This window comes from Rhizobium sp. BR 314, from assembly GCF_047445805.1.
Classification (GTDB): Bacteria; Pseudomonadota; Alphaproteobacteria; order Rhizobiales; family Rhizobiaceae; genus Rhizobium; species Rhizobium lusitanum_B.
On the sequence record NZ_JARWLA010000001.1, the window covers coordinates 1 to 13,640 of the forward strand.

At 59.3% G+C, this 13,640-nt stretch carries 11 protein-coding genes; 5 read left to right on the top strand and 6 right to left on the bottom strand.

What is annotated here, in order from left to right:
* From QD461_RS00005 to petA, 4 genes are all read right to left on the bottom strand, one after another.
* Positions 1 to 522, bottom strand: a 522-nt coding sequence (locus QD461_RS00005) for a transposase (RefSeq protein ID WP_414085921.1), incomplete at its 3' end; no start/stop codon positions are given.
* A gap of 102 nt (positions 523 to 624) precedes the next feature.
* Positions 625 to 1,491 carry a cytochrome c1 gene (locus QD461_RS00010; RefSeq protein WP_414085922.1) on the bottom strand — a complete coding sequence of 289 codons (867 nt, stop codon included), beginning with the start codon at positions 1,489 to 1,491 and terminating at the stop codon, positions 625 to 627.
* A 22-nt stretch (positions 1,492 to 1,513) separates the two neighbouring features.
* Positions 1,514 to 2,788 carry a cytochrome b gene (locus QD461_RS00015; RefSeq protein WP_184703129.1) on the bottom strand — a complete coding sequence of 425 codons (1,275 nt, stop codon included), beginning with the start codon at positions 2,786 to 2,788 and terminating at the stop codon, positions 1,514 to 1,516.
* A 14-nt stretch (positions 2,789 to 2,802) separates the two neighbouring features.
* Entirely contained in the window at positions 2,803 to 3,381 is a 579-nt protein-coding gene (gene petA / locus QD461_RS00020; RefSeq protein ID WP_184703128.1) for a ubiquinol-cytochrome c reductase iron-sulfur subunit, read from the bottom strand.
* A 468-nt stretch (positions 3,382 to 3,849) separates the two neighbouring features.
* On the opposite strand from petA, the gene QD461_RS00025 reads away from it, so the two are divergent.
* The gene (locus QD461_RS00025; RefSeq protein WP_414085923.1) at positions 3,850 to 4,797 is read left to right on the top strand and encodes an endonuclease/exonuclease/phosphatase family protein; all 948 of its coding nucleotides are present in this window, start codon (positions 3,850 to 3,852) and stop codon (positions 4,795 to 4,797) included.
* Positions 4,798 to 4,831: 34 nt separating this feature from the next.
* Here QD461_RS00025 and QD461_RS00030 read toward each other — a convergent pair whose 3' ends face one another.
* Entirely contained in the window at positions 4,832 to 6,694 is a 1,863-nt protein-coding gene (locus QD461_RS00030; protein ID WP_414085924.1) for an ABC transporter ATP-binding protein, read from the bottom strand.
* A 277-nt stretch (positions 6,695 to 6,971) separates the two neighbouring features.
* Between QD461_RS00030 and QD461_RS00035 the strand changes: the two genes are divergently transcribed.
* The gene (locus QD461_RS00035) at positions 6,972 to 7,583 is read left to right on the top strand and encodes a LysE family translocator (protein WP_414085925.1); all 612 of its coding nucleotides are present in this window, start codon (positions 6,972 to 6,974) and stop codon (positions 7,581 to 7,583) included.
* Positions 7,584 to 7,692: 109 nt separating this feature from the next.
* Here QD461_RS00035 and QD461_RS00040 read toward each other — a convergent pair whose 3' ends face one another.
* The gene (locus QD461_RS00040) at positions 7,693 to 9,546 is read right to left on the bottom strand and encodes an ABC transporter ATP-binding protein (protein WP_414085926.1); all 1,854 of its coding nucleotides are present in this window, start codon (positions 9,544 to 9,546) and stop codon (positions 7,693 to 7,695) included.
* A gap of 505 nt (positions 9,547 to 10,051) precedes the next feature.
* On the opposite strand from QD461_RS00040, the gene QD461_RS00045 reads away from it, so the two are divergent.
* From QD461_RS00045 to QD461_RS00055, 3 genes are all read left to right on the top strand, one after another.
* Positions 10,052 to 10,546: a tRNA (cytidine(34)-2'-O)-methyltransferase gene (locus tag QD461_RS00045; protein ID WP_414085927.1), complete on the top strand. Its 495-nt coding sequence runs from the start codon at positions 10,052 to 10,054 to the stop codon at positions 10,544 to 10,546.
* 78 nt (positions 10,547 to 10,624) lie between these two features.
* Positions 10,625 to 11,782 (top strand): hypothetical protein, encoded by a 1,158-nt coding sequence (locus tag QD461_RS00050; protein WP_414085928.1) that lies wholly within the window; start codon positions 10,625 to 10,627, stop codon positions 11,780 to 11,782.
* Between the two features lie 204 nt (positions 11,783 to 11,986).
* Positions 11,987 to 13,630: a Na/Pi cotransporter family protein gene (locus tag QD461_RS00055; RefSeq protein ID WP_184703121.1), complete on the top strand. Its 1,644-nt coding sequence runs from the start codon at positions 11,987 to 11,989 to the stop codon at positions 13,628 to 13,630.
* Positions 13,631 to 13,640: the final 10 nt, after the last annotated feature.

Consider the following 13,640-nt stretch of genomic DNA (forward strand, 5'->3'; position numbering starts at 1 on the left):
AGCGGTGATCTTGCCGTCGAGACGGGCGCGTTCCGCCTCGATCTCGCGGCGTCCCATGATCTTCCTGGCACTGGCCACGGCGCGGAATTTCGACCCATCCAACGCCACCAGGCGGGCGCTGAACAAACCGGCATCGCGGCAAATCAGCACGAAAGCCCGGCAGGCACCGACGATCGCCGGCCCGTTGTCGCGGCGGAAATCGGCGATCGTCTTGAAATCCGGCGCAAGCTGACGCAGCAGCCACATCGTCTCCACATCACGCCGGCATTCCCGCTCCAGCCGCCGGGATGAGCGCACCTCGTTAAAATAGCCGCAGATGTAGAGCTTCAGCAGATCACGCCGATCGTAGGGCGGACGACCTGTCGAGGCCTCAACCGCTCGCCTGAAGCCGAGCTGCGCAACATCAAGCCCATCGACAAAGGCATCGATCACGCGCACCGCGGCATCTGCGGCAACGTAATCCTCGATCCGCGCTGGCAATAGCGACCTCTGACCCCGATCAGTCCCTGAAATATATCCCATGAAAATGGCCGCATCGTTTCCAATGCGGCCACTTTAATTGATTTGGCGGACTTCTCACACAGGCTGTCAGCGGGCCGCCTTTTCATGTCGTTCTATTCTTACTCAGTGAGCGCCGGCCTTGGCGTAGACGGAACGCTTGGTGAGATAGATCAGGATCGAGAAGATCAGCAGGAACACGATCACCATGAAGCCAAGATGCTTACGATCTTCCAGATGCGGTTCCGAGGTCCACATCAGGAATGCAGAAACGTCGCGCGCATACTGGTCCACCGTCTGCGGCGCACCGTCATCATAGGTCACCTGTCCGTCCGAAAGCGGCTTGGGCATGGCAAACGTCGCCGCCGCATCGAAATACGGATTGTAGTGCGAATTCTGCGGAACCTTGAAGCCAGCGGGCGGTTCTTCGTAGCCGGTCAGCAGCGAGTAGATATAATCCGGGCCGCCTTCCTGATACTGCGTGAAGATATCGAAGATGAACTGCGGGAAACCGCGCTCGACTTCGCGTGCCTTGGCAAGCAGCGACATGTCAGGCGGCACGGCACCGTTGTTCGAGGCCGCAGCCGCTTCGTCGTTCGGGAACGGCGAGTTGAAATGGTCGGACGGAACCGCCTTGCGGCTGAACATTTCACCCTGAGGGTTCGGTCCGTCCTGCACTTCGTAGTTGGCTGCGAATGCCTTAACCTGCGCCTCCGTATAGCCGAGATCTCCCAGCGTACGGTAGGCCACAAGCTTCATCGAGTGGCAGGCGGAACAGACTTCCGTATAGACTTTGAGACCACGCTGCAGCTGGGCCTTGTCATAGTAGCCGAACGGGCCGGAGAAGGACCAGTGCTGCTCGCGCGGTTCCTTCAGTGGATAATGCGGTGTCGCGGCTTCTGCGGCAGGCTTCGTTTCCTCGGCAACGGCAGCGACCGTAGCAGCGCCGCTGATAAGCGTGAGCGACAGAAGGCCAACAATAAGTTTCTTCATCGTTTTCTTCCTCTATCGCCGGTTATGCCTGAACCGGAGCGGCAGCTTTACCGCCCTGCTTCTCAAGAACCGCTTCCGTGATGGAATTCGGAACACGCTTCGGTGTCTCGACCAGGCCGAGCACCGGCATGATGACGAGGAAGAACAGGAAGTAGAACAGCGTCGCGAACTGTGCTGCCGTGGTGTAAATGCCCTCCGCCGGCTGAGAGCCGAGCCAGCCGAGAAGAACGGCATCGGCGACGAACAGCCAGAAGAACAGCTTGTACCAGGGACGATAGACGGCGGAGCGAACCTTCGACGTATCGAGCCAAGGCAGGAAGAACAGCACAATGATGGCGCCGAACATGGTCAGAACGCCACCGAGCTTCGAGTCGATCGGGCCGATGTTGAAGGTGATCGAGCGCAGCATCGCGTAGAACGGCAGGAAGTACCATTCCGGAACGATATGGGCCGGCGTCTTCAGCGGGTTGGCCGCGATGTAGTTGTCGGCGTGGCCGAGGAAGTTCGGCAGGTAGAAGACGAAATAGGCGAAGACCAGCAGGAAGATGGAAACGCCAAGCGCATCCTTCAGCGTCGCGTAGGGCGTGAAGGGCACGGTGTCGGTCTTCAGCTTGACTTCGACGCCGGTCGGGTTCGTCTGGCCGGTTACATGCAGCGCCCAGATGTGCAGGATCACGACACCGGCAATCATGAACGGCAGCAGGTAGTGCAGCGAGAAGAAGCGGTTGAGCGTCGGATCGTCAACGGCAAAGCCGCCGAGCAGGAAGGTCTGGATCCAGTCGCCGACCCATGGGAAGGCCGAGAAGAAGCCGGTGATGACGGTCGCGCCCCAGAAGGACATCTGACCCCAGGGCAGAACGTAGCCCATGAAGGCGGTTGCCATCATCAGGAGGTAGATGATCACGCCGAGGATCCAGAGAATTTCGCGCGGCGCCTTGTAGGAGCCGTAGTACAGGCCGCGAGCGATGTGCAGGTAGACGGCGACGAAGAAGAAGGACGCACCGTTGGCATGCATGTAGCGCAACAGCCAGCCATGGTTGACGTCGCGGACGATCTTTTCGACCGAGTTGAAGGCGATCGCGGTATTGGCCGCGTAGTGCATTGCAAGCACGACGCCGGTCAGGATCTGCAGGACCAGCATGACGGCCAGCATTGCGCCGAAGGTGTAGGCGTAGTTCAGATTGCGCGGGACCGGGTACGCGATGAAACTGTCATAGACCATACGCGGCAGCGGAAGCCGCGCGTCGACCCATTTTTCGAGCCCTGTCGATGGCTCGTAAGACGAATGACCACTCATGATTCAGCTCCCCCTCAACCGACCTTGATCTTCTTATCCGACGTGAACGCATATTGCGGTATGGAGAGGTTCTGCGGCGCAGGCCCATGGCGTATGCGACCGGCGGTATCGTAGACCGAACCATGGCAGGGACAGAACCACCCGCCATATTCCCCTGCCTGACCAAGCGGGATGCAACCGAGATGGGTGCAGACGCCGATCATGACGAGCCAGTTTTCCTTGCCCTCGCCCGCCGAACGGGCAACGTCTGTTGCCTGCGCATCAGCCGGGAGATTGGCATTGCGAGCAACCGGATCCTTCAGGTCCGAAAGCTGCGTGCCCTTGGCATCGTCGATTTCCTTTTGCGTGCGGTTACGGATAAAAACGGGCTTGCCGCGCCATTTCACCGTCAGGGACATGCCAGGCTCGAGGCTCGACACGTCGACTTCGATGGATGCAAGAGCAAGCGTCGATGCGTCCGGCCGCATCTGATCGATAAACGGCCATGCAACCGAAACCGCGCCAACTGCGCCGGCCATACCTGTCGTCAAATAAAGGAAATCGCGGCGCGTAGGCTCGCCTGTGGATTCACTTGTCGTACTATGCTCGCTCAACGCTGCACATCCTCTTCCCGCAAAACCACGGTGAAACCGCGGTACCCCTCTCACTAACGGCGAATCAATGCGACCATAATTCCGCCATAGATTCCTCCGTAACCCGCTGCGTTCTAAGCTTGATCGCAAATTATGTCCAGCCTTGGCAAGCTTAGAGGGCACAATGTCGCGGCAAAACTGCGCTATTGCGTCGCAGAGTGGCAACGCAAGCATTCCTGTCGTAGGAATGGGAAGCTAAGTTCATGAAAAACCATGAATTTCACTCCACACCAATTTTTCTCCACATCGCAAAATTGACAACACTTTCTGTGCTGCACCGCAGGAAATGTCGCGATAGTCGCGATTTTATCACTCCGCAGGGCTTAATTCTTACCTCTTAAAACCGAATGGATTTCCCCGGCGATTTGTGGAGGATTGCAGTCGGACCTTACGTCGGGAAAATATCGAAAATCAGCACGAGAACGTCCCATGAGGCACACGGTTTATTGCGTTCTTTGCGTTCTTGCCACGCTGGCTTTGGGCATCATTGCGGCACGTTATGTCGCCGATCTCTGGGTACTGGGCTTTTTCGAAAGCCTGCAGACCCATATAAGCCTGTTTGCGATCATACTGGCGCTGATCGCATTCCTCTTCAAACGCCACTGGTACGCGATGTTCCTGACGGTGGCAGGCGCCGTGCTGGCGATCCACTCGGTGTTCATGCTGCAGGAATACGCAACATCCTCCCTCGTCGCGTCGGCGGAGGCGGGCGGCGGGCACTTCAGGCTGCTATCCTTCAACATCGAGGACAGCAATTTTGAAAACGGCACCCGTATTACCGACCTCATCGTTGGCTCCAATGCCGATGTCGTGGAAATTTTCGAGGCAGGACCGATTTTCTCGGAAATGGATCGCATCCTCAAGGTCTATCCCTACCGCATTGGCTGCGGCGTGATGACCACCGATTGCGATTCCTTGATACTGTCAAAAAGACCGTTTCAGACCCAGATGATGCGCAGCCTTGGCAGCCTATGGGACAATCGCTTCATTCTGGCCACCATCAACATGGATGGCCAGCCGGTGAATTTTGCCTCGGCTCATCTGAGCAAGCCCTATTTTGACGAGTTCCATCAGGTCGAGCTTGGTCTCCTCGCGGCAGCCCTCGAGGATGTGAAGGGACCATTGCTTCTCGCAGGCGACTTCAACGCTTCCGTCATCACGCCCGACATGCGCGACTTTCTCGCCGCGACCGGTCTGCGTCATGCCTTTCCGGAGCCGGCAACCTGGCCGATCGCAGCAGGAGCCTATGGCATCACCATCGATCACGTCTTCGCCCGCGCCCCGCTGCGGCTGATATCCGTGACGCAGATCCGCGATGCGATGGGCTCGAACCATTTTGGTCTGATGACGGAATTCAGCGTTCCTCGCCATCAATAAACATGCATGCCGCGATCGAGTAGGGCGGATGCGATCAATCCGAATCCGCAGCAATGAAGCCGCCGGACTGGCGCGCCCATAGCTCGGAGTAAAGGCCGCCACGAGCGATCAGCTCTTCGTGGGTTCCCTCCTCGATGATTTCGCCCTTGTCGACGACGATCAGCCGGTCGAGCTTGGCAATGGTCGAAAGCCTGTGGGCGATCGCCAGAACGGTTTTGCCCTTCATCAACCCGTCGAGGTTGGATTGCAGCACGGCCTCAGCCTCGGAATCCAGCGCCGACGTCGCCTCGTCGAGCACGAGAATGGGCGCATCTTTCAACATGACGCGCGCAATGGCGATACGCTGACGCTGGCCGCCGGAGAGCTTGACGCCGCGCTCACCGACATGAGCTGCGTAAGCCACGCGTCCCTTCTGATCCTCCAGAGCAGTGATGAACTGGTCGGCCTCCGCCTGCCGCGCCGCTTCCACCATCTGCTCGTCGTTGGCATCCGGACGGCCGAAAAGAATGTTGTCGCGAATGGATCGATTGAGAAGAGCCGTATCCTGCGTCACCATGCCGATGGCGCCCCGCAGCGATTCTTGCCGCACGCCAGCAATATCCTGGCCATCGATCAGGATGCGGCCGCCTTCGAGATCGTAGAAGCGCAGGAGCAAGTTGACGAGCGTCGTCTTGCCCGCCCCGGAACGGCCGACGATGCCGACCTTCTCACCTGCGCGCACACTGAGAGAGAAATCATCGATGATGCCGCCGCCGCGCCCGTAATGGAAGCTCACATTCTCGAAACGGATTTCGGGACCGCTGATCGCCAGATCCTTGGCCGCAACCCGGTCAACTAGTCCGATGGGTTCGGAGATCATCTCGGCCGAGTTCTGGATCGTACCGAGATTGCGCATGATGGCGTTGAATTGAGACATCATGCGGCCGAAGAGCATGTTCAGTCTCAGAACCATGCTGAGGGTGAAGGCGACGCCGCCGGTTGAGATCTCGCCAGCCAGCCAGAGATGCACGGCGAGCGCGCCGATCGTGGTGATCATGACGCCGGAGAGCAACGCAAGCGACGAGCGCACGCCGGTCAGCAGCCGCGTAAACGGCATGACGGCGGCCTGGAAGCGGTCGAAACCCCGCCGGATATAGTCGTCGTTCTGCTCCTCCCGTCCGAAGAGCTTCAGCGTCTGGATATTGGCATAAGCGTCGACCATGCGCCCGTTCAGCATCGAGGATGCCTCAGCGGCGTTGCGCGCATGCTGCCGGATGCGCGGTACGAAGTGGCGGGCCAGCAGCGAAAAGACGCCGATCCACACCGCAATCACCAGCGCCAGCCGCCAGTCGAGCCCACCGACGAGCGCGATCGTGGAGGCGGCATAGATGATGATGAACCAGACCACCTGCAGTAGCGACACGACGAGATCGCCCGTCGCCTGCCCCGCCATCCAGACTTTGGTGACGACGCGGCCGGAGAAATCATTCTGGAAGAATTCGACCGACTGCCTCGCCACATGCCGGTAGGCCTGCCAGCGCACGAGATTGAGAAATCCGGGAACGACCACCTGCTCCTCGACCAACGCGCCGAGGCTGACGATCACGAAGCGCACCACGAGCACCACGAAGACCATGCCGAGAAGTGCGCCACCGTGACCGGCAAGCAGCCCGGTCCACCCCTCGTCCGGCTTCACCTTGTCGAGGATATCGACCAGATGACCGACAAACCAGAACAGTGCCGCCTCCAGCATGGCAACGGCTCCGCCGAGCGCCGCCATTGCCAGGAACGGCCCCTTCGCTTGGCCGACATAATACCAGATGAAAGCGCCAAGCGACCGCGGCGGGCGGAGATCGCCGCTGCGGTAGTAGGGATCAATCCACGTCTCGAACAGACGGAACACCGAACGAATGAACATGGAAGCGATATAGGGAATTTCCGGAGGCCCGGAAAGTAAAGGCAGGAGCCGCGGAAGGTTACATTTTCGTTAGAATGCCATGGCTGAGGGTTTCGATTGAAGCTCGGCGCGAGATGGCGGCGACGCGCAATTTCATTCAAGACCGAAGAACACGGCAGCTCGATATTGCTCGAAACGATCATCGAGTGAGAACCATGCCCGCCATTTCGTCTCAAGCTGACCCGACGTATTCACCTCACCCGTCGCCAATCCCCTGCTCTCCCGTGGGAGCAATCGTATGAGCATGGAGTTTTTGATAACGACTCTCATCATCGTGGCGTCTCCGGGCACCGGAGCAATCTACACCCTCGTTGCGGGATTATCGGGCGGCGCCAGAGCGAGTATCGTCGCCGCGTTCGGCTGCACGCTCGGCATAATCCCGCATTTGCTTGCCGCAATCAGCGGGCTTGCCGCGCTCCTGCACACCAGCGCCTTGGCGTTTCAAGCGCTCAAATGGCTCGGAGTCGCCTATCTGCTCTATATGGCATGGTCGATGTTTCTGGCGCGAGGCATGTTGCGCGTCGACGGCGCGCCGACTGACAAGGACAGTCGGCAAGTGATTGGCTCGGCAATCCTGATCAATCTCCTCAATCCGAAACTGTCGATCTTCTTCTTCGCCTTCCTGCCTCAATTCGTGACGCCGGATCAGCCTAACCCCGTTGCGCTGATGCTGAAGCTCAGCCTGATATTCATGGCGCTGACCTTCATCGTCTTCACAGGATACGGCGTGTTTGCCGCTTACCTGCGACGCCACATCGTCTCGAATCAGACCGTGCAGTCGTGGATGCGGCGAAGCTTCGCCACAGCGTTCGGGGCACTCGCACTACAACTCGCTCTTGCAAGCCGTTAGCCCGCAGCGTCGTCTTCCCGACGCCTTGGTTCCGTTTTGGATACTGGGAAAATAGCCGCTAAGGAAAAACGGTAACTGGGGCGCCAAAGCGCCCCAGTTGTTCAGTCCGTTATTGAGCAGCCGCTTCGGCCTCTTCGTGATCGGCGATGAAGCCGCCTGACTGGCGACTCCAGAGCTCGGCATAGATGCCGCCATTCTGGGCCAGCTCCTGGTGCGTGCCCATCTCGATGATCCGGCCCTTGTCGAGGACGACAAGGCGGTCCATCTCGGTCAGCGTCGACAGCCGGTGCGCAATCGCGATCACCGTCTTGCCATGCATCAGCGCGAAGAGGTTTTCCTGGATCGCCGCTTCCACTTCGGAATCGAGCGCCGAGGTCGCCTCGTCGAGCACCAGGATCGGCGCGTCCTTCAGGAAGACGCGGGCGATCGCGATACGCTGCCGCTGGCCGCCTGAGAGCTTGACGCCTCGCTCCCCGACCTGCGCATCGAGCCCCGTGCGGCCATGCATGTCGACCAGGCCCTCGATGAACTCCCACGCATTGGCGCGCTTGGCCGCCCGGATGACATCCTCATCAGTCGCGTCGGGGCGACCATAGGCGATGTTGTCGCGGATCGAGCGATGCAGCAATGACGTATCCTGCGTCACCACGCCGATCATCGAACGAAGGCTGTCCTGCGTGACGCCAGCAATATCGTGACCGTCGATTGTGATGCGGCCGCCTTCCAGATCGTAGAAGCGCAGCAAGAGGTTCATCAGGGTCGTCTTGCCGGCGCCGGAGCGGCCGACCAGACCAACCTTTTCACCCGCACGGATATCGAGGGACAGGTCTTCCATGACCCCCTTCGCCTTGCCGTAGTGGAAACGAATGTGATCGAACCGGATCGCACCCTGCTTGGCAATGATCGGCGATGCTGCCGGCTTGTCGATAATGTCGTGCGGCTTCGTCATCATGCCCATGCCGTCATAGACCGTGCCGATGTTTTCGAAGAGCGCCGAGACTTCCCACATCACCCACTGCGACATGCCGTTGACGCGCATGGCAAGGCCGATGGCAATGGCGATGGAGCCGACCGAAATCGTACCATTGAGCCAGAACCAGATCGACATGGCCGAGACGATGAACAGCGCCGCGCAGTTGTTGAAATAGACGCTCGCGTGGAACAGCGTCACCTTCCGCATCTGCTTGTGCACGGTATCGAGGAACTCCTCCATGCCGGCCCTGGCATAGGTCTCCTCGCGACCCGCATGCGAGAACAGCTTTACTGTAGCGATGTTGGTGTAGCTGTCGACCACGCGGCCCGTCATCATCGAGCGCGCATCGGCCTGCTGCGACGCGATCTTGCGCAGCACAGGCACGAAGTAGGAGACGATCGCCACATAGACGCCGAGCCAGAGCAGGATCGGGAACATCAGCCGCCAGTCCGCCGCCGCGATGACGAGGATCATCGAGAGGAAATAAGCGAACACATAGACGAAGACGTCGAGGATCTTCATCACCGTCTCGCGCACGGCAAGCGAGGTCTGCATCATCTTGGTGGCAACGCGGCCGGCAAACTCGTTGGCGAAAAAGGTCATGCTGTGGCGCAGCAGGAAGCGGTGCATCTGCCAGCGTGCGATCATCGGATAATTGCCGAGCAGCACTTGATGCATGATGAAGCTGTTGAGGATCGCCGCAAACGGCAAGCCGATCAGCACCATCGCGCCCATCCAGAACAGTTTGTGCCATTCCGTCTGCAGGAAGGTCGCCTTATCCGCCTTCGTCAGCCATTCGACGATATCGCCGAGGAACTTGAACAGCGCTACCTCGCCGACTGCGATCGACGTGGTGAGGATACTCATGGCGATCAGCCACGGCAGTGCAGGTTTGGAATAGTGCCAGCAGAATGCAAAGAGGCCCTGCGGAGGCGTATCCGGCACCTCGCTCGGAAATGGATTTAGTCGGCGTTCAAACCAGCCAAACATTGAAATGCTCCAAAGACTCGACCCTGTGACCACCCGTTGCGCCCAAAGGTCGCAGATTCATATGGTGGTCGGGCGATAAAACAACGAGGCTATGCCAGCCGCGCAATGACTCAAAAGGGGGGAATGCTTGCGAATTCGCGCCTTGTGGCGCTCTCAGCGGGTCCGAAAAAAGGCCGACAGGAGGCGCATCGTCACAAACAAGATATCCATCATGAGCCTCCTTCGTTCGCAAGTTGTAGAGCGCTTGTCTTTTAGCGCGGCTTTTCTTTTTTGAAAAGAGGAATATGCCTGAAAAATGGGCGAAGCCCTTCAATTCTGCTGATGGAACGCATCACGAAAATCGACAAATCAACAAAAATCGGAGACAAATCCCGGCGATTTCGCTAGAGCGGATGATCTTAGGCCGAATTGACCTAAGATCATCCGCTCTAGAATCAAAGAAGTAGAGCATGATCTCGTCCGAAAGCCGCGTGCACTTTTCGGCATCATGCTCTAGTTGCAGCACATGACCATGCTCCGCATCGCCCTATATCAGCCCGACATCCCCGGCAACACCGGCACGATCCTGCGGCTCGCCGCATGCCTCGGCCTCGGCGTCGACATCATCGAGCCGGCCGGCTTCGACATATCCGACCGCAACCTCAAGCGTGCCGGCATGGATTATCTATCAGCCGTCACCCTGACACGACATGTGAACTGGGAGCGTTTCGAGGCATGGCGCCTGGAAAGCGGTCGCCGGCTGGTGCTGGCCTCCACCAAAGCGGCGCAGCCCTATACCGGCTTTGCCTATCGCGATGACGACGTGCTTCTTTTCGGCCGCGAAAGCGCCGGCGTCCCCGATCACGTCCAAGAAAAGGCCGACGGCCGCGTCCTAATTCCGATGGTCGAGGGCCAACGCTCCATCAACGTCGCGATGTCCGCGGCGATGATATCGGGAGAAGCACTGCGACAGACGCAATGGTCGCCGCTGCCCCCGGGGTCGAATGTCGCACCCCAATAGGCGTTGGCACGCCGGATAAAGTGTGAGAAGCTTGGTTTTGGAATGCTCTAACTCAGGCAGCCTTGGCGAGGTGACCCCATGTTCCAGACGGCATTCACACTTTCCCTTACGCAGTTCGCACGCACATTGAGCCTCCCCGAGCGGCTGCAGCGTTCCCCTGCCCGCAATCTTGCGCTTGAAGGCCTCCGCCAGCGGAACCTTGCGCTGGATGCCCTATTCTACGACATCAAGGTGATCACGCCGGAAGAGGCCTTCTACATCAGCGACTCGCTGGCTGCCGAAGGCGCGATCATGATCGTTCCGCCAAGCGGCGGCGCGGCGATACGCCTTTGCGAAACGGTGGATGAGTTTGTGTTGAGAGGCGGTGACAAGGTGCGAGCGCTCGCTGTCGCCGGCATCGGCGGCTCGGCACTTGGCGCTGCCGCCTTCGCCCGCAATGTCGCCGATGCGGTGCAGGGACCTGTCGCTGTCGTCGTCTCCGGTTACGGCATCGCCGATGCCATTACCGAGGCATTCGGAGGGCATTTCTTCTTTGGCCACCTAAGGGGTCTGCGCCCGTTTCTGGAAACACTGGACGATCTCGCCGGACGGCCCAAAGTCGGGGCGTATGGCAAGGCATCGGCAAGCCGCACCAGCCTGGCGACGCGCACCGTGCAGGCGCTTCTTGCAGACGAGCGTCTCTCTTTCGATTTGTTGGTTGGTCACTCCAAAGGCAATCTGGTCCTCTCAGCCGCCCTGCACGACCTGTCCAAGCAGGCGGCAGCTCGAATAGCAGCGCACGCCGCGACTGTAAAAATCGTGACGATCGGCGCCCGCATCGCGATGCCACCGGCCTTCACCGATGTGGTCGACGTCATGGGCGCATGGGACTGGTTCGGCGAAATCAACTCGCGCCCGTTCATCGACGCCGATCGGCGCGTCCCCCATGCCTGGCATCATACGAATACTGACTTGAACGGGCATTTGCCCGTGACTGCGACACTCAAGGAAATCCTGGCAGCCTCCCCGTCTCTCGCCAAGCGGCAAGTCGAGGAACGCGGAACCGAAACTTCTCCGGAACTGCCGGCCACGGCGGCTGAGCCCGCCGCTTCACTCTCTTCGATCGGCCCCAAACCGCGACCCGCGACGATCGAAGAGGTCAAGCAGGCCTTTGCCGCCGGTGCTGGCGCGGCAGCGAACACATCGCAGATTGAATCAGGCTCCCCCGAAGAGTTGCGGCCGCCTCAACCGCACTGAAACGCGCAGTGCGCAAATATTGATCCAATATGTCGCAAGCGACTGTGGACTATGGCTTGAGCAGGCGTATAATATTTAGCCGGCAAGCAAAATCGCCTCGTATTAAAAAACAGAATTAAGCGCTGAAATTCATGCCTTTTCAGTAGGTTATTATCGCTTTCGGAATCACTTCGGCATGGTGGCATGAGAAAGACCTAGAAGAAAATGGAATCCACCATCGTCATGATCAATCTGTTCGGCGCCGTCGGCCTGCTGCTGTTCGGCCTTGCGCAGGTGAAGGATGGTGTGTCTCGGGCATTCGGCGCACGCCTGAGAACCGGTCTCGCCAAGGGAACGCGCAGCGGCCCGCGCTCGTTCGTATCTGGCTTCCTCGCGACGATCGCATTGCAAAGCTCCACCGCGACAGCGCTGATGATAGCCTCCTTCGTCGAACGCGACCTTGTTCTGCCGAGCATGGCGCAGATCGTCCTGCTCGGCGCCAATGTCGGCACGGCGGTCACGGCATGGATTGTCGCGACCGGCATCGAATGGCTCTCTCCCCTCATCATCCTGATCGGTATCGTCCTTTATCGACGCGCCTCCACCTCGCAGCAGGGCGCAGGAGCCGCGCTCATCGGCATCGGGCTCATGCTGCTGTCGCTGCAGCTTCTGAGCCTTGCCACGGCTCCGATGCGGCAATCGGCAGCACTCGGCGCCTTCATCGGGCTGCTCGACGGTGCGTTGCCCGTCGCGCTCATCTTCTCGGCGGTGCTGGCCTTCGTATCGTCGTCCAGCCTTGCCGTCGTCGTACTGATCCTCTCGCTTGCATCTACGGGGATATTGTCACCGGCCCTCACGGTCGTCCTCGTCCTCGGCGCCAATCTCGGGGGTGCCGTTCCGCCGCTCGTTGCGACGCTTTCCGGTCCTGCGACCGCCCGGCGCGTCACTCTGGGCAACCTGATCGTGCGCGCCATTGGCTGCCTCATCGTGCTTCCTCTCGCAGGCTATATCGGCGACTGGATGCAAAGCCTCCACTTCTCGCCGGCCAAACTGCCGGTGGATGTGCATCTGCTCTTCAATATAGCCCTGGCCATTTGCGCATGGCCCTTCTCCCGACTGCTGTCGAAGACCATGCTCAGGATCGTTCCCAATGATCCGCAGACCGACGATGGGCCGAAGTTCCTCGACCAGCAGGCCCTTCAGACGCCGGTCGTGGCGCTTGCCAGCGCCACGCGCGAGGTTCTCGCTGTCGGTGACCTTATCGAGCGCATGCTCATCCGCACGGAAAATGCCTTCAACAACAACGACCTGGTGCCATTGAAGGAAATTCCGGTTCTGGAAAAGCGCGTCGACCGCATCCAGCAGGAAGTGAAGATCTATCTCTCGAAACTCGGACGTGACGGACTGGACGATGAGAATGGCCGCCGCTCGATCGTCATTATCGACTATGCCATCAACCTCGAGCATATCGGCGACATCATCGAGAAAGGCCTTGCCGAACAGGTGACGAAGAAGATCGACAAGGGCCTGACCTTCTCGGAAGACGGATATCGGGAGCTTCGAAGCCTCTTCAGCCTGACAGTCGACAACCTGCGCATCGCCCAGACCATCCTCGTCACGCGCGACTTCAATCTTGCGAGACAGCTGATGGAAGTGAAGGTGGATGTGCGCAGGCTTGAGAAGCAATCGTCCGAGCGCCACCTCGAAAGACTGCGCGACGGTCGCGTCGACAGCCTGCAGACCAGCTCGCTGCATCTGGACATGCTGCGCGACCTGAAACGCATCAACGCCCACATCGTCTCGGTGGCTCATCCGATCCTGGATGAAAGCGGGCTGCTGATCGAAAGCCGGTTGAGGAACACGCAATAGTCATCGCGCA